Genomic DNA, 23,460 nt, shown 5'->3' on the forward strand with positions numbered 1-23,460 from the left:
TAGAGCCAGGGATAAATTTTTGAAAAAGAGGAATTTTGGGAAAAGAATAAGGAGGACAACCTCCCCCGTTAAAAAACCTATTGGGCACCCGATATAACATGATTCCGGGCTGGAAATACATCCGCGCGCACCGGAAGACCCTGGCACTCGCCCTGGGCCTCGCGACCATCAACCAGGTCTTTTCCCTCCTGGATCCGCTCATTTTCCGATTCATCATCGATGATTACGCCACCAACATCGAAACTATTCCCCCTGATGCATTTCTGTCGGGGGTGCTATTGCTATTAGCCGCTTCGGTAGGCGTGGCATTCGTCTCCCGCACGGCCAAAACATTCCAGGAATATTACGTGAGCCTCATCACTCAAAAAGTGGGCACCACTATGTACGCCCACTCAGTGAGTCATACATTCTCCCTCCCCTATGGGGTTTTTGAGGACCGGCGATCGGGGGAGATTTTGCAGAAGCTCCAGAAGGCGCGCACCGACACGCAAGGGGCTATCGAGAGCTTCATCGGGGTGCTCTTCCTGTCCGCGGTGGGAATTATTTTCGTTTTAGGTTACGCCTTCACCGTTCACTGGATGGTGGGCGCCGCATTCGTGACCATGATTCCTCTTCTGGGGGGATTTACTTTCATCATGTCGCAACGCATCAAGCAGGCGCAGAAGGGTATTGTCACGGAATCTGCTGAACTGGCCGGGAGCACCACCGAAACCCTGCGCAATGTCGAATTGGTGAAGAGCATGGGATTAGAGCACCAAGAAATCACGCGCCTCAATGAGGTGAATGAACGTATTTTGGGATTGGAACTCACCAAAGTGAAGCTCGTGCGCACCCTGGCCTTTATTCAGGGAACAACGATCAACCTATTGCGCACGGGACTACTATTCCTCATGCTCTGGTTGGTTTTCCAGGGGGAAATTACGCTCGGAGCGCTCTTCTCCTTACTCTTCTACTCCTTTTTCATATTCGGCCCCCTCTCGGATTTAGGACGCGTGGCCCAGGCCTACCAAGAGGCGAAAGCAAGCAATGAGGCCCTGGATGAAGTGTTATCCATCCCCCCTGAGGCCAAACCCGCACGACCCATCCTCATTCCCCATATCCAAACCATCGAATTCCAGGATGTGTCATTCAAGTACGCATCCTCAACCATCCCTTCGGTAAATGGAGCCTCGTTCAAGCTGAATGCGGGGGATGTGGTGGCATTCGCGGGCGCCTCCGGGAGTGGGAAGACCACGCTCGCCAAACTCATGGTGGGGTTATACACCCCTTCCCGGGGAAAAATACTCTTCAATGGAAAGGATTCCGCGCGCGTGGATTTTGATTCTTTACGGAAGCGAGTGGGATTGGTATCGCAGGAGACCCAATTGTTTGCCGGGACGATACGGGAAAACCTGTTGTTCGTCAACCCCCAGGCCACGGATGAGGATTGCCTGCGGGTGTTGGAACAAGCTAATATCATGGGGATCGTGCATCGTGGGGACAAGGGGCTAGACACCAAAATAGGGGAAGGAGGCATCAAGATTTCTGGAGGGGAACGGCAACGCCTGGCGATCGCCCGCGCCCTCCTGCGCGACCCCGATCTCATCATATTCGACGAGGCCACCTCCTCATTGGATTCCATTTCAGAGCGGGCCATCACGCACACGATTCAAGAAATAAAAAAGAAGCGCCCTCACCTCATCTGCGTGCTCATCGCCCACCGATTATCCACCATTACCCATGCGGACACCATATTCGTGCTCGAGCGCGGCGGCATTGAAGAGGTTGGCAACCACTCCCAATTGGTGAGGAAGAAAGGATTGTATTTTGCGTTCTGGCGCCAGCAGAGCGGGGAAATTACCTCGCCCGTCGCCGAGGCGGAGACCCTCTAGGGGTACGCCGCGGGGCAGTATTTCCCGCGCGCTTACGCCATACTGAGGGGGGTAGGGGGCGCTTGCTATTCCCCGTTGAAACTTTTCGCTGTTGACGTCGGCGGCCTAATCCAAAAAAGGTGAAATTGATTCCGGCCGACAACTCCCACTTATTGGTCTTATCATCATATACCGGCGTAATAAACAGGAAATGCCTTCCATCTTTGCCTAAACCATATGAAAATTGGTTAATGTAATCCTGCAGCCCAACATGATAGGCCACATCCCACGTCACGCGCCCCCGTTCCAAGGATGAACCTACCCGCCAATTATCATTCCCGTCCCAACCGCGTTCAACGTATCCAATCACTGTTGTTCCGGCAAATTCTCCAAAAGAGTGTTCCAGATTGAGGATACCGGTTTTCAATGGCTTGGTTGGGTCCATTGATAAGGTGAATTGAGTGTTTTTGTTTACTTTTAACCTACCCGCCAATTCCTTGGATAGCGCATCCCTCACGAAAGTGGTGCCTCCACCCACTGTTACTTTTCCACCTGCGAATTCGCGAGCCACCCCAGCTAAAAACTGGGTCATCTCAGGTTCCCGATTGTCAGGGATCGCCCCAATATGCCAACCATAATTACCATTTCCCAAGCGGCCCCAGGTGCCTAAAAATGGATTCAATTGAATGCTATGGTCCTGCTTTCGGGTGGCCCCCAGAATGAGGAAGCTGGTTGGGTTGAATTCTTCAGGAGGAATAAACGTGTGAACTCCTGCGGTAAAATCCTTCATTGGAGGAAATCGCCAGATGGGTTTCTTATCCCCTTGTTTTGGAGATAACGCGGTGCACGCGCTTAATACCAAAACTCCAAGCAACTGGATTTTCGGTAAAAATTGATTTTTGCTAGGTAAGGGTTTGCGCGCCATGCCACGAGTACTCCCCCCCCCCCTTTTAAATTTGTTCGCAATGGCGGTGATACATGCCCCCCGAAACCCTCCCCACATGGGATTTGAAAACCCTTTTTTTGAATGACACTAAACTTGAGGAAGCCATCTCGGAACTTAGGAAAGAAGGCCGGGAATTCCAGAAATACCGAAATATGCTCCCGAAGGCAACCCCCGCGCTGATAGAGGAGATCCTCCGGAGGAAAGAACGGATGTCCACTATTGGCAGCCGTATTGGGGGGTACAGCAATATGCTGTTTTCGACCAACACGACAGATGAAAAGGTCAAGGCCCTCGAATCCCGTTTATCCCTCATGGGGGCGGAAGTTGGAAATCAGACCATGTTCTTCGGGTTGTGGTGGATGGGATTGCCTAAAGAAAAGGCCCAGGCGCTGTTGCCCAAAAATCCCGAATACCGTCACACCCTCCTGGAGATGCGCAAGTTCTCCCCACACATGCTTAGCGAGAAGGAAGAACAACTGGCCAACCTCAAAGATACCACGGGAGAAGAAGCATTAGTGAAGCTCTATGACATCATCACCAATGAATTCACGTTTCCTTGGGAAAAGGAAGGGAAAACCGTGATGGTTCCTGAAGAGGAAATCCGCGCTTACATCAAACACCCTAATCCAAAATATCGGGTGAGGGCCTATCAGCGGCTGTGGGAAACCTATGGCGCTCATAACCCGGTGCTGGGAGAAATTTATAGAAACCTCGTCCTGGATGTATGGAATGAGAATGTGGGGTTGAGGAAATACGAACGCCCCATCAGCGCCCGCAACCTGGGAAACAACCTCACGGACAAGATGGTGGATACCTTCCTGGGGGTGTGCCGGAAAAATACTAAAATATTCCAGGATTATTTCCAATGGAAAACAAAAGAATTAGGAGTAGACTACTCCCGTTATCATATTTATGCGCCCCTCCCCCAACCGGAGAAAAAATGGGGATTCGAGGAGGGCTATAAACACGTCATGGCGGCCTACCGCGGTTTCTCTCCCCGCATGGAAAAAGAAGCGCACCGCGTTCTAACCCAAAATCGAATGGATGTCCCCATCCGAAAGGGAAAACGGGGAGGCGCGTATTGCGCCGGCATTACTCCAGAGGAAACCAGTTTTGTCCTCCTGAATTGGGCAGGGAATTATACCGATGTCTCCACCCTCGCCCACGAATTGGGTCACGCAGTGCACAATCACCTTTCCTCCTCCCACAGTATTCTCAACCATCATGCCCCCCTTCCATTGGCAGAAACCGCCTCCACCTTTGGAGAAATGCTTTTGGCGGATAGGATGATGGAACAGAATAAGGAGGAAGGATTCACTCGCTATATGCTCGCGCACCAGGTGGACGACGCCTATGCTTCCATCCCCCGACAGGCCTTTTTCAGCCTATTCGAGATGGAAGCCTTTGACTTGATACGGGAGGGGAAGACCATCCCGGATATTCATGACGCCTATAAGAAAAACCTGCAGGAACAATTGGGAAGCATGCACCTCCCTGAAAACGTGTCGAATGAATGGACGATGATCCAGCATTTCTTTCATTACCCTTTCTATGTGTACGCGTACGCCTTCGGACAATTGCTCGTGTACGCGCTCTGGGAAATGTACCAGGAGGAAGGAAAATCCTTCGTCCCGCGATATGAAACATTCCTATCCTATGGCGGGAGCGAGGACCCGGAAAAAATGCTCCTCGAAATAGGATTCGACCCCAACAAAAAGGCGAGCTGGCAGAAAGGATTCGACCTATTGGAAGCCAAAGTGAAAAAGCTGAAGGCGCTCTAACTCCAAACCAAACTTTTTTAGAAAAAAAGTTTGATCAAAAGAAACTTTTTAAAAAAAAGTTTCATCAAAAAACGAACCTTTTTTAGGAAAAAAAGTTTCATCAAAAGAAACTTTTTAGAAAAAAGTTTCATCAAAAAAACAAATATATAGGTTTTTGCTTGGCCTTTTAGGGAAGGAAACCTTTTTCACCCCGGGCGCTTGCGAAAGAGATAATTGAGGTACACTTTCCCATCAGGGACGACCGCGGTTTTCCCTTCGAGTACGTCAAATCGTTGGTTGAAAAGGGAACGGGCTTCCGCATCCGTGAAGAAGCTGTACCAGCGCTTCACTCCCGGCATAAGAGGGACCTCGATGAATTTTTCGCCGTACCCACCGAAGAAGGCCACCCCTAACAAACCGCCGCCTTTCAACATATCACTAATATTTCGGATGACCTGGGGGATGTTTTCTTTCTGAATATGGAGAAGGGAGGTGTAGGCCCAAACCCCATCCACTGTATTGGGAGGCATTCGGAATTCCTCGATGTCGGCCAATTGAGTACGCACCCCCTTGGCCGCACACCGCTTGAGCATCTCGGGAGAATAATCTACGCACATCACATCCAAACCTTTATGGTAAAAGTATTCCGCATGCGTCCCCGGCCCCGATCCCAAATCGATGATGGTGCGCCCCCTAAGGTGAGATATGAAGGCATCGGCCAATGGGCGAACGAAATTTCTGAAATGGATTTCCGACTTCTTTTCATAAATCTCCGGATACAACTCATAGGCCTGTTTTGTCTCTTCCTTATAGGGTTCCATCCTCATTTAGACAAGGATACCCTTATTTAAGCCAAAATGGCCATTAATGCCTTCAAATGCCATCCGCCGAAAATAGGGAGATCAAGCACATCCTTTATCAATTGTCCTGCCTCCAGGGGATCACCCGATATTTCGTGCTGACTCCTGAGGATTGCGCCTACGTCCGGGAGCACGAGGACGCCACCAATTTAGGGGTGTTAGAGGCCGTTGGAAGGAAATACTGCGTTTGTGTCATCCATGATTCCACGTGGCGGGAGCCGACGCAAAAGATTGTGCACCAGGGGAATGGAGAAATTATCTTCCCTCCCGTGGTTTTCCCCGAGGTCCCGGCCAAAAATGTGGTGTCGTCATCGCCGGGGTTGGGAGTGCATGACTATTTATGCCAGCACATTAAGGTCATTGGCGACGAAGCCACATTGCTCATCGGATTCGACATCTAAAAAGTTCCACGATCGTGGAACTATGGGTGATTATTTTATTTGGATTGGCCTTTTGGAGGGGAAAAATTCTCAACCTTTAAAACGATTGACCCTCTTACCTGGCATAGATCCCATATTGGAGGAAATCATCATGACAGGAGAAAAATTCAAGTGTACGGTCTGCGGATTCATTTCGGAGACTCCTGGCGAGCATTGCGGGAAACCCCTGGAGGCAGTCACGGAAACCCCGGCACCGGCCCCCGAAGCGCCCGCGAGCAATCAGCCACCCTCGGATGAAAATCCTCCGATGCCTAATCTCGGCCAATGATCAGCTCCATTTAGAGGGAGGGGGTCATTCCCCCTTCTTCTCTTTTTTTCAAAGCATTAATCATACTCATGTCCCAAAATTCTCTATAGATGTAAAAAAATCCTCAAATCGCGGCCAGTGTCATCTCTTGGACGTGCGACAAATCCTTTCCCGCCATGACCCTCATACGATGGGATTTAATATGCGGAAGGCCGGAGAGCATGCCAGAAACCTGGGCCTTGATGTCAATTAAATCCGTATTAGGGTGCGCCTGGCAAAGTTGGAAATAGCGCGCCAACAATTCCCGTTTGGAGGGAATGGGATTGCCAACGATTTCCCTGAACAATTCAGGGCGGTTCCACGCCGACCGACCGAGCATGACGAGATCGCAATAGCCGTTATCCAGTTTCTCCCGCACCCCCTGCGCGGTGCGCACATCCCCATTTCCGATGAGGGGAATGGAAACTAGGGATTTGATGCGCTTAATATATTCCCAATCCGCAGCTCCAGAATAACCCTGCTGGGCGGTACGCGCATGAAGGGCAATGCCCTGCACTCCCACCTCCTCAATCTTTTTAACAAAGGAATGCAATACTGGCTTATCCCACCCCATGCGCATCTTGCAGGTGACCGGTTTTTTAGAAACGGAAACCGCCGCTTTAATGAGCGAAATCAGTTTGTCAGGATCTTTCAACAAATATGCCCCACACCCACCCCCCGTAATTTTGGGGGAAGGACAACCAAAATTGATATCCACCAAATCGAAATCCTTTTCGACAAAATCGATGGCCGTGCACAAATCCTTTTCCTCGGGGGCGAACAATTGCACCCCTACTGGGTGTTCCTCCCTCACGGTGCGAATCCGATTAAACACTTTGTTGTTGGAGGCCGTGCCATTCATGTTTCGTGTAATAGCCATGGCGGACGCAAACTCCGTGTAAGTTAATCCCGCCCCCAGCTCTTTGCAAAGCAGGCGGAAAGGAAGAGTGGAAACCCCCGACATGGGGGCCAACACGGCCGGACTTTCAAGGGAGAGGCCGGCGTAGGAAGTGGAGGGCATACGATTTGCCCCCGCGGAAGAGCCTTTAAAAGCATTCTTTATGGCAGATTAGAAAGCGAGATAAGTGTGCGAAGATATGGGTTCCTAGAAAGGAAACCTAACGCTTTTTCGCCATCCTTTTCCGCAAAAAGGTTGCACCGGTAGCTTAGCCTGGTAGAGCACCCGACTGATAATCGGGAGGTCGGAGGTTCAAATCCTCCCCGGTGCATACACCGTTCCATCGGTGTGGTGCGGTATAGAAAGATTGTTTCAACACCCCTCAGCTGGCCATTTTCTTTGACTGGGCGCTACTTTCTTTTCTTAAAAGAAAGGAGTGCGTTCCCGAATCCTCCCCGGTGCATAAACAGTTTCGGCTGCTTGGTGCGAGAGACTGCACCGAGGGGGTTAGGAGAACCCCCACAGACCCTACTTTTTTTTCTTCTTCCTCTCTGCATCTTTTTTACGATTAATAGACCGCAAATCACTTACACTTTGTCTCATGTCATTTGAACTAAAAATGCGTTTAATAGAAGAAGAATCGACATTGTATAACAGACTTAAACCCCTATTTGCACCGACAAGATCTACAAACTCTTGGGCTTTCTCCCAACCAACAATTTTGATAAACCTCCAGGCAACTTCATGACCACCAACAATATTGCTTCCGCTAGAAAATTTGCCATAATCTATTGCTCGCTCAGTATACTCACGTGTTTCACTCCGTATCTTTGCGCTCACTTGTTCACGTCTGGCATCCGCTTAAGGCCTTTCCCTACCCAAGTGATCCCCTGTACTTCCGGTGTAACCGCTTGTTTCCCGCGAACTGGGGCTGGATCGAAATCGGTGCCTCTTTCCCACCACGTCTGAGAAATCCAATTATGTTTTTTTAAGATTACCTAGAACCCTCGGTGGACTAACAGATAACGAGTTCGAGTCCCCTAAACCCGTAGAAACTTCACCATTAAGTATCACCCTCTTCAGTATTTTTGGATTTGAGTAACAACGGAACTACTATTATCACCACACCCCTAAAGAGAAAAAGTGGTGATAACTCGCCCCTGTAGCGGACCCACCTCACAAGTTATCACCACATTTTATAAAGTGTTTTGTGGTGATAACATTTATGGGCTCGATTATTTCCAGGAAAGTAAAAGGAAAGGAATATTTCTACATTGAACAAACCATCCGCATTGGGAAAAAATACCAGAAAATATCTGTTTATCTCGGAAACCAGAAACCCCTCACGAGCGAGCTGCCAATATTTAAAAAGAAGCTTCAAAAACGAGTCAACGCGTTTTACTCGAATGAATTATTGAAGCCTGAAACGAGCTATGTTAATATAGCTGCTGCCAAAAAGCTGGAAACGATCAAACAAGAAACTAACACATTTATAGAAAATTTAAACAGCATTCAAAAAAAACATTGGATTGAAAGGGAGCGAGAAAGGTTCATCACCAATACAAATGCAATTGAAGGAAGCACACTCACGCTTAACGAAACACATCGCATACTTAAGTTAGATGAAAAAATAGGAACGGAGAGAGAACGTTTGGAAGTTTTGAATATGGAGAAATGCCTCCAACGTTATGACCAATACTTGAAAATCAACCAGGAATTAAACGAAAAAATGGTTCTGCAACTCCACTATATCTTATTGGATAAAATTCCTCATTACGATCAATACAAGGGGATCTGGAGACCGGTTGATGTTGAAATTCGAACAAGCCAATTTGAATTCCCCCATTTTCAATATGTTCCGGGAGAAATGAGGAAATTATTTGAGTGGTATTATGAAAAGAAAGATCGAATACACCCGCTGGAGTTGGCTGCCGTCTTTCATTGCCAATTTACAACCATTCACCCATTTGCAGATGGAAATGGCAGAATCTCACGGCTACTTATGAACTACATCCTTCAATATGCACAGTTTCCTTTCACTAACATCCCTTATTCCAAACAAAAGGAATACTTTGAAACCCAAGAAAAAGGACATCACTCCCAATACCAACTATTCACTCAATTTCTTATTAAACAATTACAACAAAATTACCGAGAAATCAAAAAGTAGATAAAACACGCGAGACGGATTTGAACTGGTTTCCTGAGGGCCTTCGGCGGGCTTTGGGCCGAGCTTTTTCGCAAAAAGGGCAGTATCGACTCATCCCCGGTGCACTTTCACTTTTAGAAATGACTTCCCCCGGCCTAAAGACTGATAGGGCCATGAAGAAAAATGTCAATTGGCTCGCGCAATTGTTCACCAAACAAGATGAGATGAACAGTCGCCCTATTTGAGGGGGTTATCTACCTTTTTGATCGAACTTTTTTCTAAAAAGTTCGATGAACCCTAATAAAGCCTTCTGGCCCAGTAGTATCGTTCATGCCAATCATTTCTTTCAAGCATGTCTCCAAATCATTCCGTATACCGGAACCATCCCAAGGATTTTGGAAAAGCCTCGCGCGCAAAGAGAAGTTGGTCCACGCCCTGAACGATGTTACCTTCGAAGTGAAGGAAGGAGAGATATTGGGGTACATTGGACCCAATGGGGCCGGGAAAAGCACCACTATCAAAATTTTGACGGGAATATTGGTTCCTGACAAGGGCGAGGTGGGCGTAAATGATTTCACCCCATGGAAGGAGAGGGAACGATACACCTTTGATATCGGGGTTGTTTTCGGACACAAATCATTATTGTGGTGGGATATTGCCCCCTTGTATAGTTTCAGATTATACAAGAGCATCTATGAAATGACTGAGACAGAATACCAGGATCGATTGAAGTATTTGGTCGATTTGTTCGATGTACAAGAATTCATGCACATTCCCACGCGCAAATTATCTCTTGGACAGCGTATGCGATGCGAATTGGTGGCGTCTCTCATCCATAAACCAAAGATATTGTTCCTGGATGAGCCCACGATTGGGTTGGATGTAGTGGCCAAACAACGCATGAGGGAGGCGATACTTGCGATCAACCAGAAAGAGAAAACAACGGTGATTCTTACCACGCATGATATGGGTGATATCGAGCAGTTGGCCCACCGCATTATTGTATTAGACAAGGGAAAAATCATCCATGAAGGGGATGTGCACTCGCTCAGGAAAACCCTCTTGATTGAAAATGAAATCCAATTCGAGATAGAAAAAATAATAAATGAAAAGGAATTCCAGAGACTCTGCCGCCTGTATGGGGTTGAATTGAAGGAACGATCATACATCCTGAAATTTGACGCCAACCATTCTGCCAAACTCATATTGGATTCATTTTACTCATGCGCACGCATCTCCACCTTTGAAGTGCGACATCCATCCTTGGAGGTGGTTATTCGTGACTTTTATTCGAGAAAAAATACTAAAAAACGTTGAATTGGCAGGACAATTTTTTCGAATGCATATGATGGTCATCGCCGAGTATCGCATCAATTATTTTTTGGAATTGCTCGTCCTATTGGCCCAGTTCGTTGTATTTTACATCTTTTGGAAATCCCTTCTTGGAAACCAAGCCATAATCCCAGGGTGGAATCTGGGAGAATTGGTAGTTCTTTTCTCCGTCCAGAATTTCTTTCTGGGGATACTCACTATCTTTGGCCCAGCTGGATTGAATTTGTGGAAGAAAATTGGCCAGGGGGAGCTCGATAAATATTTGTGTCGCCCCACCACGGCATGGTTCATGCTTGTGGGTGAAGGCCTGCGCATTTCATTAGTGGGATTTGGTCTCGGGATAGCCGGGTTGCTGGCCGCCACCATTGTATTGGGGGTGGCGATTCGATTGGAGGTTATCGGGTTGCTAGTCATCATTCTCCTTCTAGCGGCCCTCATCACCCTATTCTTTTTCCTTTCCTTGAGCATGCTGGTCTTTTGGATTGAAAAAGTGGAGTTTGCCAACCGGATATGGGAGGGGCTGTTCGAATTCCAATGGTATCCGCAAACATTATTCCCGGGATGGATCCAATTAATTACATCATTCACCGTTCCCTTTCTATTTGGTCACACCATTCCGGCGATGGCATTACTGGGGAAGATTTCCATGAAAAGTTTGTTTTTTCTTCTCGGAGCCGAAATCGGTATCCTCATCATCAATTTTGTATTGTTTCAAATCCTTTGGCGAAGGGGAGTGACACGCTATGTCTCGTATGGCGGGTAAAGAGAAATATTGGGAATCCTTCCTCCTGCAACTTACAAGCCTCCTGCATTACCGATGGGATTTCATCGTGAAGTGGACCATTCTCCCTTTCATGGCCGTTATTTACTATGTTTTATGGCAAGCGGTGTTTGCCAGCAATCCGGCTTTTGGTGGCTACACATTTGAGTTCATTTATTCATATCTATTTCTCGCCTTGCTGTTTCGCCGGGCGGGAAGCTTTTTCGAGGAAGCATGGGGGGTCGAGCAGGCCATCCAAAAAGGGGATATTCTGGTTCAGATTGTGCGGCCGATCAATTACCTCTTCTACCGATTATCCTTACGCACCGCCTACTTCGTCACATTAGGATTGTTCTTCACTCCCTTCGTCTTTCTCATCCCTTATTTGTTTCTCGGACACCTACCGACATTACTAAATGGGGTAATGGTCCTAATCTTGGTTACCCTAGGATATATTGCCTTATTTTTTCTCTATCACTGCATCGGGATGTTCTCGTTTTGGTTAGGGGAAATATCAGGAGTCTACACCGGGATCTATTTCCTGTCGTGGCTCTTATCCGGGGCTGTCATTCCTATCTCGTTGCTCCCCTCTTCTGTGGAATCACTCGCCTTCGCCCTCCCATTCTATCATCAATCGGCCGCCCCTGCATTATTGTACCTAAATCAATTGCAACCGGGGGATTTTGCCCAATCCTTCAGCATCCTTTCCCTGTGGATCATCGGATTATACTTCGCCCGGCAATACTTATGGCACCACGGCCTTCGGCACCATGACGGAAAGGGATAATTTACTTTTCCCCATCTTTAATCAACGTACTTTTCACCAATATATCGTTGGCCCAATAGGTGCCTGAAGACCCGGAGGGTAGGATATCGTAGGTGAATGACCCCCCATAAGGGACTCGTTCTGCGCTACGAATGCGTGTATGCTCAATTATTTCGCCCGCTCGAATTTCCCCAATCAAGCGATTGTCTGACAAGGGATGGCCAGGGGAGGCATATAAAACCTGCCCATCCTCCATTTCCAAGCGGACCATCTGGTGTCCCAAGGGAACCCTGGTTTGGCTCACTCGCAGGATAGGAACTTCCACCCGGTACCCTTTGTCATCCAATGTCCATACGGCCATCCCGGGTTGTAATGCTTTGATATTCATGGCCCCGCCCGGGGTGTCGATGACGGTCTCCCCAGAAAGGCAGATTGGACAGGGATATTGATCCATGTCCCGCGTTGTAACACTAAATTCAGCGGAATCCGCATTTATTTTTTCGAGCGTGAGAAAAATGGTGCACCCATTGGAAGCCATTTCCCCCACTCGCAAGGTGATGGGCAACCCTTCCTCGAATGAAACGGGATAATCTGGAAAATTCAACCCTTCCACGCGATCAGGAAAAATACGCTGTACCAATAAGGGGCCGTGCCTTTCGCCCGCACGTAATTCAATCGTTTCGGGAGGAGAAATGGGGGATTCTGTTTGCGACACATACCACGCCCCCACCACCACCGCGAGGATGAGAATGAACCCGATAACATACTCTTTTTTGAATGCCATGAATAACCAGCTATTTTTTGGATTATAAATGTGGGCTTTTTAGAAGGCGGACCTCTTCTCCCTCTACAAAGTGAGGATTTCGCCGTATAGCGTTTGGCTCGCGTACTGGCACGCCCATAAAAAAGTAAGCCATAATTAATTCAAAAAAATAGCGTCGCTTTCAACCTATTCTAAAAAACTGTGGTTTACGCTCCGACATATTAAGTATGTTAAACCATCTTTAAGCGAGGTTCTATAAACTCGGAATTCAGGCTAAAATCCAGCCCAGGGTAGAAACATAATAAAATAAGACATACCTGAAAATTATGGTTCTGATGAATCCCATTTACACACGAGACTCAATCATTCAGAGGAGAGGATATTCAGTTGCTATTTCTGGGGACGCCTTCTCGTTGTACATTTCAAATTATCCAGTTACTGCTGAATATTTGCAATACAGGCTTGGAGATCGAACCAAGATTCTGGTTGAACTTTGTTGTGGAATTGGGGTTACTCTAGCACACGTCGCAAAAGGGTTTAGACACGTAATTGGAGTGGATAACGACAGCGCAGTACTGACTAATTGTAAAAAAAATTTAGATCTTGCTGGCGTATTAGACAAGACTACCCTTATTCATGGCGATATTACAAATGATGAAATCTTAACAAATATCCAAGCAGATATTGCAATTTATGATATTCCATTATGGTCGTCACATTGGAGTGAAAGCGATCTTACACAAAAGAATCCACCATTGAAAGAAACTATTGATCGAATAAAGAGATTCATCACTCCTAACATCCTGGTTGTAGCTCCCCCACATCTGAAATACGATACAGTCAAAGGTTTTTCCGATTCATGCGAATTTCAAAAAGTATTCATAAATGAAAAACATGATCGAACTCACGTTTACTTCGGCGCACTTAAATTAAATGAGGGAGGTAGTGAATTGAGGCTAACCGTTTTACATTGAAATTTGGATTTTTCTATTTCCAAGTACATCAGAATTACGCATCTTTTTTTATTTTAGCGTATCCCCTTTTTCCGTTTCAACTTGCGCGTGGCCCATATATCCTGGAGGCTGTCCTTGAATTCTTTTCCGGGATTGGGGGAGAGGATGCCTTTGGCAATGAGGGAATCCGCATATTCTGTTAATCCTTTGACGTGTAACTTATTTTGCTGTTGGAGCACGCGGAATTCGGACTCACCCATGATGCCTAAGTGCTTCTTGAATAAGTCCAGGATGCGGGCGCTGGTGAGGCTGGATCCGGAGAAGAGTAGGGGAATAGGTTTGAAGGAGAGGGGGGGAAGATAGGGGAGGGTGAAGGAGAAGGTGCTTCCTTTCCCTTTTTTTGAATCCAGCCAAATAGTGCCCCCCTGGGCCTCCACGATGCCTTTGCAAATAGCCAAACCTAATCCCACCCCCGGGTGTTCGCGGTTGATCGTTTGCTCCGCCTGGAAAAAGGGGGTGAACAAATTCCGCTGTTCCTCCACCGTGAGCCCGATTCCCTTGTCATGAATGGAGAAGAGCACATCCTTGGTCCGCTTGCGCACCTCCACCTTAATTTCTGAGTGAGGCGGGGAAAATTTGATGGCATTATTGAGGAGATTCCGCAAGACCTGCGCCAAGCGATCTGGATCCGCATCCACGGGGGGGATTGAATCCATATTAGTGAGGATGACGATATGTTTGGATGGTAAATAATTGTGCATCTCCTCGGCGACATCACGAACCAAGGAGGGAATATCCACCTTCCTGTAATTGAATTTCAATCGCGCAGCCTCGATGCGGGAAATTTCAAGTAAATCGGAAATGATTTTATCCAATCGGTCCACATTGCGCAGAGCCATGCGGATGCTGGTTTTCTGCTTGGGAGACAGATGTCCAAGGAATCCGCTCTCGAGCAGTTGCAATTGCCCCCGGATGGGGGTTATGGGACTCCGGAGCTCATGGGAGGTGATGGAGAGGAACTCCGTCTTGGACTTGTCGATCTGACGGCGCTGGGACTCCGCTTCCGCCAAATCCTTCGCTGTTCGGTTAAAGGCATTCGCGAGCTCATCAAACTCGTCCCCGGTATGGAAATCAAGCTTCACATCATAATGACCTTTCTGAACCTGACGCGTGGCATGGGTGAATTGGTGCAGGGGCTCCGTGATGGTAAAATGGGCGAGGACCAGGATGAAGAGGGTAAGAATTCCCACGCCCCCCAGGGCGATAAAAGAGATAAGCATGATATTGGCCTCAGGATCCAATATCCGGATGGCCACCAATCCTAGAATGGCGAGGGCCAAGCAACCGGAGAAAAACCCTGATACCAGGCGTGAACGGAGATTCACCTCCTGCCCCCCTTACCCGGACCAATGGCCCATATCGACGACCCGGTCCATGAACATGTAGGATTCCTGAATCAGCTCCTGGTGCTTATCAATTTGCAGGGTGAAAAAGACCGCTTTCGTGGAATGCTCACGGATGCGGCGCACTAAAGAGGAGAGGAATTGCACCGTGGAAGGGATGTCACGGTAGACCAGGACATTGGTTACGGAATCAAAAATCAAGAAGTCGAATTTCTGCGGCAAGGTCATATCCAGCACTTTATTCAAGCTGTCAAAGTTTCCGGGGGAATCCGCGTAGGCAATGAGGGGAGAAGATGGGGGGTTATTGGTGAAGGTCTTGCTGATGGCATCCACGAAGAAGATGTTTTCCAAATTAACCTGATTGTGTTTGAGGGACTCAGCGAGGGAGGCTGCCGTCTTGTTCAGAGTGACGTAGCACACCCGCTTCGTCGAGAGTTGACGGCTGATATCTTGGGTCAACGACACGTACTCCGGGGCAGGAATGAGGATCTCCAACACCGGGTCTTTCTCAAGATGGGGAAGGATATCCATCTCAATCCCCCATCAAATGATTTACTTGCGCAATCAACTCCCCTATATCAAAGGGCTTCTGGATGAACCCCACGACATTGGAATTGGTGAACAACTGCTCCTTCTCTGCTTCCGTGGTCCGAACCACGGTGAGATAGGCGATTTTCACTCCTTTCACCTGTGACACTAAATCCCGCACCGGGAGGCCAGGCATCATGATGTCCAAGAGGATGAGATCCGGGGTCACGCCTTTCAATCGATGCAGAGCGTCATCCCCATCGACGGCCGTAACGACCTTGAAGCCATGCTTCTCAAGTACAGTTTTCACGGTATCCCGGACATCGGGTTCGTCATCCACGACTAAAATGGTTTTCATGGCATCACCTGGTTTATCCTTTACATTGAAACGGATGATATAAACTTACTTCCTTATTTAACATGGGGGAATTTAATAATGGGATTGGAAAAGAGTCATCTCTTCCGGGAGAGGAGCTTTTCCCCTTCCGAAGGGATTTGGCGCATAGCCAGTTTAAGACTCACCATCGTCCGATCGAAGGAGCGGGCGAGATCCCCCACCTCGTCATCCAATTTCTTGAGGCGGGGATCCACTTCCACATCCAAAACACCATGGGAGATGTCATTGGCGATCCGTGTCAAGCGTGTGATGGGAGACGCGATGGATTCAGCCACGACCAACACAATCATCACAATCAGTACCAGTGCAATGCCATCCGCCAGAATAATGAGGTTGCGGAGATCCTCTATCGGGCGCTGGGCCTCCGCCACATCCATCTTAGTAATGAGGCCCCAATTCACTCCTTCAAGGAAACGCGTGGTCGCCAGGACCTGCACGCCCCGATAATCCTCCTCGGACTCGAACACTGTTACGTGTCCTTTGGTTGCGGCTATGATTAAAGGGCTGGCATCCACAGCGGCCATGCGCCCGAACTCCACGCGTTGCGAAGGAAACCGAGGGGGAGTTATGAACACAATATCCCCATCCTCCTCAGCTTGCACGATCATATTTTCCCCGGTCTCTCCCAATCCCACCGTTTCATGAGCGATGGACACCAATAGGTCCGCGGGCTGGCGGGCGAGAACCAAACCACTGGTGTCTTCGTTGCTCGACTGGATAGGGGTGAATACATAGAGGAAGGGAGAGCGGTTTTCATCCAGGAATACCGGGGAAATCCCGGGGGCCCGCAAGGCCTCCTCGAAAGAAAAAGATAACGGGCGGGAGAAAAATGCTCCTGATTCAATGGTGGAAGTCGAGAAGAGAATAACCCCATTGGAATCCAAGAGGTGGATTTCTTTGAAATCGGGATATATAATTTGGATCTCCTTGAGGGTCTCGGTACCAAGAATAATGGCGGCATTGCGGTCGAGGGAATAAACTTGCAATGCATCCTTGAGGCGCGCACTCGCTTGCAACAAGGAGATGCGTTCCACGCTCTGTGCCACCGCCTCCTTGATCCGCTCTTGCTGAAGGGATGCGATGGCACCCATGTGCCCGATGTGGGAGGCGGCCAATGCCTCCGAGGACTGGATGATGGTCAACGACCCCACCAGGAACATCGTAACGGAAGTCAGTATGATGGACAAGAGGATTAGTTTAGTCCGGATATGCATAATGGTAAAAGGACCCCCACCCCCCTTATATGCGTGTCTGCGAATGGAAAAATGCCCCCTTCCTGTAATGAGGAAGCACCCCATTAATCAGCGCTATCTATCCACGTAGGTGAAAATAGGGGGGTTCATTCCAGGTCCATGAGGAAACGGAGGAGGGGATCATAGCCCCGTAGACGAATGGCATTATAGCCCATCAGTTGCGCTGGCACCACGTTCAACCACACATCATCCACGAAAACGATGTGGTCGCGCCGCGCACGCGTGTGTTTCTGCATGAGTTCCATGGTTTCAGGAAAGGGTTTCATCTGACCCAGTTCACAGGATAATAGCACAAGATCGAAATCCTTGAATGTTTTCTGCTCGCGGTGCAACCTGGCTTGGAGCTCGTGCATGTTAGAAAGCACGCCTATCTTCCATCCCTTGGAATGCAAGCGTTTGAGTTCCTGGAGCACCTGGGGGAAAATGATGAATTTCTCCCGATAGGGTTTCACAATCCACTCATTGAATGCCTGTTCGGAAAGCGGGCGGCCGATGACCTTTTCATAATACGTTTTGGAATCCATCTTCCCCAATTGGGAGGGGATATGAAAGTAGGCCCAGCGGAGGAGGATATACCAATAAGGCAATGTTGAATGACGCGCCAACCCACGAAGGATTAGACGCTCGGAACTAGGGATAAGCACCCCATGGGCATCCAGGATAAGCCAATACGAAGGATGCGCGAACCGTTTACCCTTTCCCTTTCTCTTTTTGGCCATGTTCGGAAGAGGGGAGATTGGGGATTAAATGGGTTTGGGTGGCGCGGGCGGAGGCGATGATGTGGCCATCGAATGAGACGGCGACGAAGCCCGGGGATAATAGGTTTAATGTCATTCCATTCGTCAAGGGAATGGGCTGGCGAGCGAAAAAAAGAGACAGATGGTTTTCTTCCAGGATCACGCGATTCTGGGTAATATATTTTCCAATGGCCGTAATGAGATTGGTCGTGGGAGTGAATGATTTTCCATCTGTGAATGCCAAAAGACCAGCGGCATAGAGATTATATGTTTCATCCGGGATGGAAGGGGGGGTGACAATGTACACCTTGCTGCCGAACGCATACCATTGCCACCCCCTCATTATTGAAAACGGAATGCCATAGCGTTGAGTGAGATGATGGGTGTAGCGGAGCGTTTCCTTGGGTGGGAGGAAGGTAAGTTTCATGCGGAATCTCCTTTTCCATCCTTGGTCTTCCGAAGCTTGGCTATGAAAAAGGATTGGGTGTTATTGTCTTGAGGATACAGGCGCCGGGTGTGGGTTATTCCTTTAGCGAATGTACGTGAACGGAAAAGTTCCAGACCCGGACGCATGGTCAAACCCAAATCGGGAAAAGGGATTATTTCCATTGACGGGCGCTCATGGAGGAGTGTAGTAACCACCCCCTCACATTCCTCAGGAGAGAGGGTGCAGACGCTGTAGACTAATTCCCCTCCCGGTTTCAAGAGATCGGCCGCATGTAGCATGAGCTTGGTTTGAAGTCTGGCCTTATGGTACACATATTTCTCGGACCAAGCCCTCAGGGCTAATGGATTTTTTCGCAGCAACCCCTCCCCCGAACACGGGGCATCGAGGAGGATTTTATCAAACCGCCCTGATAACGGGAGGGTTAACGCATCCTGAAGAGCAATGCGCGTGTTGAGCACCCCCCCTTTTCCAAGGACGAAACGCAGGGAATGGGCCCGCGTTTTCATGGGTTCGCACGCCAAAAGGGTGCCCTGATTGCCCATCATCTCCGCCAATTGCATGGTTTTGTTCCCCGGGGCCGCGGCCATATCCAAAACGGTTTCCCCGGGACGCGGATTTAGTATTCGTGGGGGGATTTGAGAGGCCAACTCTTGAGCATGAAGGAAGCCCAACTGGACCTCCCACCACCCCCCTAAAAAGCCAGGGAGGGTGTCCAGGCGTAGGGCATCGGGGAAGGGAGTGGGGGAAAAAGTAGCTCCCCGCGCGGTAAGACGGCGCTTGGCCCAATCCGGATTAGTTTTGAGGGTGTTGATCCGGAGGTAACGCGGCCATTTGGTTTTGGAAATGGCGAGGAAGGCGTTGAAGTCGTCCCGGGGGAGCAGCTCCCAGTAACGGGAAACGAGGCGTGGGGGGAGCCGCTCCTTATAGCGGGAAACGTGGCGCGGAGGGAGGGGCATACGGAATGTCTCCCCACTGTCGCCTTAAAATTCGACCCTATTCATTGGGGGGAATTAAACCATTGAACCCTTGATCCTTTTTCAAGGGGCCCATATCAAATCCTCCTGAGAGCCCCCCATACGAGACGAGGGGTCGGCGGTCCGGGGAGGGCTGGACAAAGATTATGGGACCCGGGAGACCCTCATCTATTCCAATAGGGGAATGGAAGAAATGAAAGCGGATGATAGGGAGACCGATTATATGGAGACGGCTGAAACCATATTGAAAATCGCAGGATCCATCGTGGCCCTCATCATCGCCCTCGCCCTGATCGAGGCCGCGCGCCTGGTGGCGGGGTAAGGGAAATTCATGGGAGATTCAGGGAATGGAGGGGGGCGAGAGCATGATTAAAAATGCAAGAGACGATATACCCATTCCCCCAATCCGTAGCCAGTCCCCATTAACCAAACACCAGGTGGTATTCCCATGGAAGGTACGCAATCCCAGACACTTATTCCAAGCATCAAGAAAAGGAGCGGCGCGGTCGTCGCCTTCAACCAGGACAAGATTACACTCGCCCTCACCAAAGCATTCCACACCACGGGCAAGGAAAACGAATCCCTCGCCCTCAAAATATCAGACAAGGTGTTTGAACGCCTCCTCCAGGAACGACAGGAGCACCCGGAAGACAGCATCCCCACAGTGGAACACATCCAAGATCTCGTGGAAGAGGAGCTGATGCGCGCGGGAGAAACCAAAACAGCCAAATCCTACATCCTCTACCGCCAGAAACATGCGGAAGAACGCGACATGAAGCGAACGATGCTGGGGATGCCGGTGGACACGAAAGTGGGAATCAACCAGTTGCGGGTGCTCAAGGAACGCTACCTCCTTCGTGACGAGATTGGGAAAATAAAAGAGACCCCGGAACAACTCTGGCGGCGCGTCGCGGATAACATCGCGCAGGCCGAACTGAATAGTCCTACTAATTATGGAAACGATACCACGGTAGTAAAAGAATGGTCGGACAAATTCTACACCCTCATGGAAAAAATGGCCTTCATGCCCAATTCCCCCACATTGATGAATGCGGGGACGCCTATGCAACAATTATCCGCCTGCTTCGTCCTGCCCGTGGAGGATTCTTTAGAAGGAATCTATGAAACCATGAAGAACCAAGCGTTAATCCATCAATCCGGAGGGGGAACCGGCTTCTCATTCTCCCGACTGCGGCCCAAAGGGAGTCTGGTGAAAAGCACAAAAGGTGTGGCCACGGGGCCTGTGGGGTTTATGAGCGTCTACAATGCGTCCACGGAGGTCATCAAGCAGGGAGGAAAACGCCGGGGAGCCAACATGGGTATTTTAAGAGTGGATCACCCAGACATCCGGGAATTCATCCACTGCAAGGACGACATCACCAAGATCAACAATTTCAACATTTCCGTGGCCATCACTGAAGCTTTTATGGAGGCCGTGGAGAAGGATGAGGATTTCGACCTTATTGATCCCCATTCCAAAAAAGTGGTGGCGCGCGAAAATGCCCGCGCATTATACGACGACCTCGTGGCCTCCGCGTGGAAGAGCGGGGATCCAGGCATCATCTTCATCGACCGCATCAACCGCGACAATCCCGTTCCCCACGTGCACGAGATTGAAGCTACTAACCCGTGTGTAGCTGGAGATACGCGCGTGAGCACTGAGAAAGGTTTAATGCGAATGGACGATTTAGCAGCCCGGCATCCCGAAGGAGGGCTTCGTATCGGAACGGATTGTCGCATCCCCATAACGTATATGGATGAGCGTGGGATGATCATGTTCATGGACCAAGATCAAGGTAATCTGAATCTTCGATACATTTCACACGCATTTTCGAGTGGAGTAAAACCCGTCTACAAACTTACTACCCACTCCGGGTATGAAATGGAGGCCACGGCCGACCATAAAATATTTACCATTCAAGGAAAGAAAAAACTGGGCGAATTGATTCCCAAAAAGGATGAAGTGCTCATCCAATGCCAAGAAGGGGCCTACCATTCCAATTTCAAGTTACCCTTTGATATTGTCAATACCGTTCTAGGAAAAAATAGACGAACCTATAGGCTTAATCTTCCCACTCATTGGTCGAAGGAACTCGGCCAAACGCTGGGATGGCTGACGGGAGATGGATGGCTACGCACGGGCGATAAAAATGTCCGGGTAGGATTTACATTTTCACAGGAGGACTATGTATTATTGCCTTATTTCAAACCCATCATTAACTCTTTTTATGGAAGGGATATCAAGGAAGTTCTACGGGAAAACGGAGTTTATCACTTATCCTACCATTCCAAATTCTTCGTCAGCTTCTTTTTAGATTTGGGGGTTCCGCCGGTTGACTGCGAATACAAAACCGTTCCAACGGCTCTTTTTACCGCTCCGAGAGAGGCCGTAATCGGGTATTTGCAAGGGCTGTTCAGTGCTGATGGAACGGTACGCAATAGCAAAAAGAGCGGAAGCGATTGGATTGCCCTAACCTCTAAGAGCATTCAATTGCTCAAAGAAGTTCAACTGCTTTTGTTAAATCTCGGAATCAAATCCCAATTATTTAATCGCCATCGCGAGCCGCGCGACAAGTTATTCCGATATGTAAACAAGAAAGGCGAAACAAAATATTATGGGAGTGATGGCGTGTGTTACGAAATAGGAATATTCGGTGGACACATTGAACAATTCAAGGAAAAAATTGGATTCATTCACCCACAAAAACAAAAAGCGTTAATGAATTTGCGCTACAGCAAACGCTATGCCACTCAATTTTACGAACCAGTAAAATCAATAAAGTATATGGGCGAAAAAGAAGTCTATGATTTAACGGAGCCTGCTACCCATTCTATGATTTGCAATGGAATTGTTGCTACCCAATGCGGCGAACAACCTTTAGGGCCGTATGACTCGTGCAACTTGGGAAGCGTGAACCTGGCCAAGTATGTGAATGACGAGGGAAAGGTGGATTGGAATGGATTGCGGGAAACCATCCGCACCGCGGTGCGCTTCCTGGATAATACCATTGACATGAATCAGTATATCATCCCCCAAATTGAACAGATGAACAAGGGCAACCGCCGCATCGGATTGGGAGTCATGGGATGGGCAGACATGCTATTCAGAACAGGGATACCTTACAACTCGGAAGAAGGATGCCAGTTCGCCGAGAAGATGGCTAAATTCATCCGTGAGGAAGCGGATGCGATGTCGCAAGAACTGGGAAAAGAAAAAGGGGTTTTTCCCCATCACAAAGGAAGTATTTATGACCGCCCTGATGGGCCCACGTTTAGAAATTGCGCGCGCATCACCATCGCTCCCACGGGGACAATATCCATGATCGCCGACTGCTCTTCGGGCGTGGAACCCCTGTTCGCCATCTCATTCGTGAAACGCGTGATGGACGGACAGGAACTCCTGTACGTGAATGAGATATTCAAGGATGTGGCCATCAAGCGAGGATTTTATTCAGAAGAGTTGATGGAGAAAATAGCGTCAGAAGGAACCGCGCAACACTGCGAAAATATTCCGGAAGACATACGCAAAACATTCGTGTGCGCGCATGATATCACTCCCTATTGGCATATCCGGATGCAGGCCGCGTGGCAAAAGTACACCGACAATGCCATCTCCAAGACGGTGAACTTCTCACACGACGCCACCGTGAACGATGTGGGAGAGGTATACATGCTCGCCTACAAACTGGGATGCAAGGGCGTCACCATCTATCGCGACGGGAGCAAGGGATTCGATCAGCAGGTACTGAACCTCAATGTGAAAGGGAAAAGCAGCAAGCAAGTGGAAGAGGACTACAAGAGCAAGATCCTCGGTAACAGCATTACCACCCATGACAGCAAAACCTGCTCCAAGTGCGGAGGGAATAAGCTCCACATGCAGGAGGGCTGCGCCACCTGCATGGATTGCGGGTATAGTTACTGCGCCGTGTAGTCCAAAACAAACCGTTTCGGCCGCCG

Annotated in this window: 23 protein-coding genes and 1 tRNA gene; 12 read left to right on the forward strand and 12 right to left on the reverse strand. The window is 48.9% G+C overall.

All coding sequences use genetic code 11. The features are described from left to right. Window positions 1-98 precede the first annotated feature (98 nt). Window positions 99-1,871, forward strand: coding sequence for an ABC transporter ATP-binding protein (locus tag Q8P05_02005; GenBank protein ID MDP2666251.1), 1,773 nt, complete (start codon window positions 99-101; stop codon window positions 1,869-1,871). Here Q8P05_02005 and Q8P05_02010 read toward each other — a convergent pair. Beyond that, window positions 1,837-2,775, reverse strand: coding sequence for a hypothetical protein (locus Q8P05_02010; protein MDP2666252.1), 939 nt, complete (start codon window positions 2,773-2,775; stop codon window positions 1,837-1,839). The genes Q8P05_02005 and Q8P05_02010 overlap by 35 nt on opposite strands. A gap of 53 nt (window positions 2,776-2,828) precedes the next feature. Here Q8P05_02010 and Q8P05_02015 point away from each other — a divergent pair, with 53 nt between their 5' ends. Then, on the forward strand, window positions 2,829-4,577 hold the full coding sequence (locus tag Q8P05_02015) for a M3 family oligoendopeptidase (GenBank protein MDP2666253.1): 1,749 nt from the start codon (window positions 2,829-2,831) through the stop codon (window positions 4,575-4,577). Between the two features lie 185 nt (window positions 4,578-4,762). On the opposite strand, the gene Q8P05_02020 is transcribed toward Q8P05_02015, so the two are convergent. Then, the gene (locus Q8P05_02020) at window positions 4,763-5,377 is read right to left on the reverse strand and encodes a class I SAM-dependent methyltransferase (protein MDP2666254.1); all 615 of its coding nucleotides are present in this window, start codon (window positions 5,375-5,377) and stop codon (window positions 4,763-4,765) included. 56 nt (window positions 5,378-5,433) lie between these two features. Between Q8P05_02020 and Q8P05_02025 the strand changes: the two genes are divergently transcribed. Together Q8P05_02025 and Q8P05_02030 are read left to right on the forward strand one after the other, a co-directional pair. Then, window positions 5,434-5,817 (forward strand): hypothetical protein, encoded by a 384-nt coding sequence (locus Q8P05_02025; protein ID MDP2666255.1) that lies wholly within the window; start codon window positions 5,434-5,436, stop codon window positions 5,815-5,817. 130 nt (window positions 5,818-5,947) lie between these two features. Continuing rightward, window positions 5,948-6,124 carry a hypothetical protein gene (locus tag Q8P05_02030; GenBank protein ID MDP2666256.1) on the forward strand — a complete coding sequence of 59 codons (177 nt, stop codon included), beginning with the start codon at window positions 5,948-5,950 and terminating at the stop codon, window positions 6,122-6,124. A gap of 103 nt (window positions 6,125-6,227) precedes the next feature. Here Q8P05_02030 and Q8P05_02035 read toward each other — a convergent pair whose 3' ends face one another. Further along, window positions 6,228-7,163: a tRNA-dihydrouridine synthase family protein gene (locus Q8P05_02035; protein MDP2666257.1), complete on the reverse strand. Its 936-nt coding sequence runs from the start codon at window positions 7,161-7,163 to the stop codon at window positions 6,228-6,230. A gap of 134 nt (window positions 7,164-7,297) precedes the next feature. On the opposite strand from Q8P05_02035, the gene Q8P05_02040 reads away from it, so the two are divergent. Continuing rightward, a tRNA-Ile gene (locus Q8P05_02040) sits at window positions 7,298-7,371 on the forward strand. Between the two features lie 197 nt (window positions 7,372-7,568). Here Q8P05_02040 and Q8P05_02045 read toward each other — a convergent pair. Then, on the reverse strand, window positions 7,569-7,880 hold the full coding sequence (locus Q8P05_02045) for a hypothetical protein (GenBank protein MDP2666258.1): 312 nt from the start codon (window positions 7,878-7,880) through the stop codon (window positions 7,569-7,571). Window positions 7,881-8,265: 385 nt separating this feature from the next. On the opposite strand from Q8P05_02045, the gene Q8P05_02050 reads away from it, so the two are divergent. The 4 genes from Q8P05_02050 to Q8P05_02065 all read left to right on the forward strand — a co-directional run bounded on the left by Q8P05_02050 (window position 8,266) and on the right by Q8P05_02065 (window position 12,068). Next, entirely contained in the window at window positions 8,266-9,210 is a 945-nt protein-coding gene (locus Q8P05_02050; GenBank protein ID MDP2666259.1) for a Fic family protein, read from the forward strand. A 309-nt stretch (window positions 9,211-9,519) separates the two neighbouring features. Continuing rightward, entirely contained in the window at window positions 9,520-10,506 is a 987-nt protein-coding gene (locus tag Q8P05_02055; GenBank protein MDP2666260.1) for an ATP-binding cassette domain-containing protein, read from the forward strand. 28 nt (window positions 10,507-10,534) lie between these two features. Beyond that, window positions 10,535-11,284: an ABC-2 family transporter protein gene (locus Q8P05_02060; GenBank protein MDP2666261.1), complete on the forward strand. Its 750-nt coding sequence runs from the start codon at window positions 10,535-10,537 to the stop codon at window positions 11,282-11,284. Next, entirely contained in the window at window positions 11,265-12,068 is an 804-nt protein-coding gene (locus Q8P05_02065) for an ABC-2 family transporter protein (protein ID MDP2666262.1), read from the forward strand. Before Q8P05_02060 ends, Q8P05_02065 begins: the two co-directional genes overlap by 20 nt. Window position 12,069: 1 nt before the next feature. Here Q8P05_02065 and Q8P05_02070 read toward each other — a convergent pair whose 3' ends face one another. After that, window positions 12,070-12,831, reverse strand: coding sequence for a hypothetical protein (locus tag Q8P05_02070; GenBank protein ID MDP2666263.1), 762 nt, complete (start codon window positions 12,829-12,831; stop codon window positions 12,070-12,072). Between the two features lie 314 nt (window positions 12,832-13,145). On the opposite strand from Q8P05_02070, the gene Q8P05_02075 reads away from it, so the two are divergent. Further along, entirely contained in the window at window positions 13,146-13,784 is a 639-nt protein-coding gene (locus Q8P05_02075; protein ID MDP2666264.1) for a class I SAM-dependent methyltransferase, read from the forward strand. A gap of 53 nt (window positions 13,785-13,837) precedes the next feature. On the opposite strand, the gene Q8P05_02080 is transcribed toward Q8P05_02075, so the two are convergent. From Q8P05_02080 to Q8P05_02110, 7 genes are all read right to left on the reverse strand, one after another. Then, window positions 13,838-15,148 carry a HAMP domain-containing sensor histidine kinase gene (locus Q8P05_02080; GenBank protein MDP2666265.1) on the reverse strand — a complete coding sequence of 437 codons (1,311 nt, stop codon included), beginning with the start codon at window positions 15,146-15,148 and terminating at the stop codon, window positions 13,838-13,840. Window positions 15,149-15,160: 12 nt separating this feature from the next. After that, entirely contained in the window at window positions 15,161-15,697 is a 537-nt protein-coding gene (locus Q8P05_02085) for a hypothetical protein (GenBank protein MDP2666266.1), read from the reverse strand. A gap of 1 nt (window position 15,698) precedes the next feature. Next, window positions 15,699-16,052 carry a response regulator gene (locus Q8P05_02090; GenBank protein MDP2666267.1) on the reverse strand — a complete coding sequence of 118 codons (354 nt, stop codon included), beginning with the start codon at window positions 16,050-16,052 and terminating at the stop codon, window positions 15,699-15,701. A 95-nt stretch (window positions 16,053-16,147) separates the two neighbouring features. Then, window positions 16,148-17,305, reverse strand: coding sequence for a HAMP domain-containing protein (locus tag Q8P05_02095; GenBank protein MDP2666268.1), 1,158 nt, complete (start codon window positions 17,303-17,305; stop codon window positions 16,148-16,150). A 125-nt stretch (window positions 17,306-17,430) separates the two neighbouring features. Continuing rightward, on the reverse strand, window positions 17,431-18,063 hold the full coding sequence (locus Q8P05_02100) for an HAD hydrolase-like protein (protein MDP2666269.1): 633 nt from the start codon (window positions 18,061-18,063) through the stop codon (window positions 17,431-17,433). Then, on the reverse strand, window positions 18,035-18,508 hold the full coding sequence (locus Q8P05_02105; protein ID MDP2666270.1) for a hypothetical protein: 474 nt from the start codon (window positions 18,506-18,508) through the stop codon (window positions 18,035-18,037). Before Q8P05_02105 ends, Q8P05_02100 begins: the two co-directional genes overlap by 29 nt. Continuing rightward, entirely contained in the window at window positions 18,505-19,485 is a 981-nt protein-coding gene (locus Q8P05_02110; GenBank protein ID MDP2666271.1) for an RsmB/NOP family class I SAM-dependent RNA methyltransferase, read from the reverse strand. The genes Q8P05_02105 and Q8P05_02110 overlap by 4 nt, the downstream gene beginning before the upstream one ends. 211 nt (window positions 19,486-19,696) lie before the next feature. Here Q8P05_02110 and Q8P05_02115 point away from each other — a divergent pair, with 211 nt between their 5' ends. Beyond that, complete coding sequence (locus tag Q8P05_02115; protein ID MDP2666272.1) at window positions 19,697-19,825, forward strand: hypothetical protein; 129 nt, start codon at window positions 19,697-19,699, stop codon at window positions 19,823-19,825. Between the two features lie 126 nt (window positions 19,826-19,951). Beyond that, window positions 19,952-23,434 (forward strand): ribonucleotide reductase N-terminal alpha domain-containing protein, encoded by a 3,483-nt coding sequence (locus Q8P05_02120; protein MDP2666273.1) that lies wholly within the window; start codon window positions 19,952-19,954, stop codon window positions 23,432-23,434. Window positions 23,435-23,460: the final 26 nt, after the last annotated feature.

Source organism: Candidatus Diapherotrites archaeon (genome assembly GCA_030688545.1).
GTDB lineage: Archaea > Iainarchaeota > Iainarchaeia > Iainarchaeales > VGJJ01 > VGJJ01.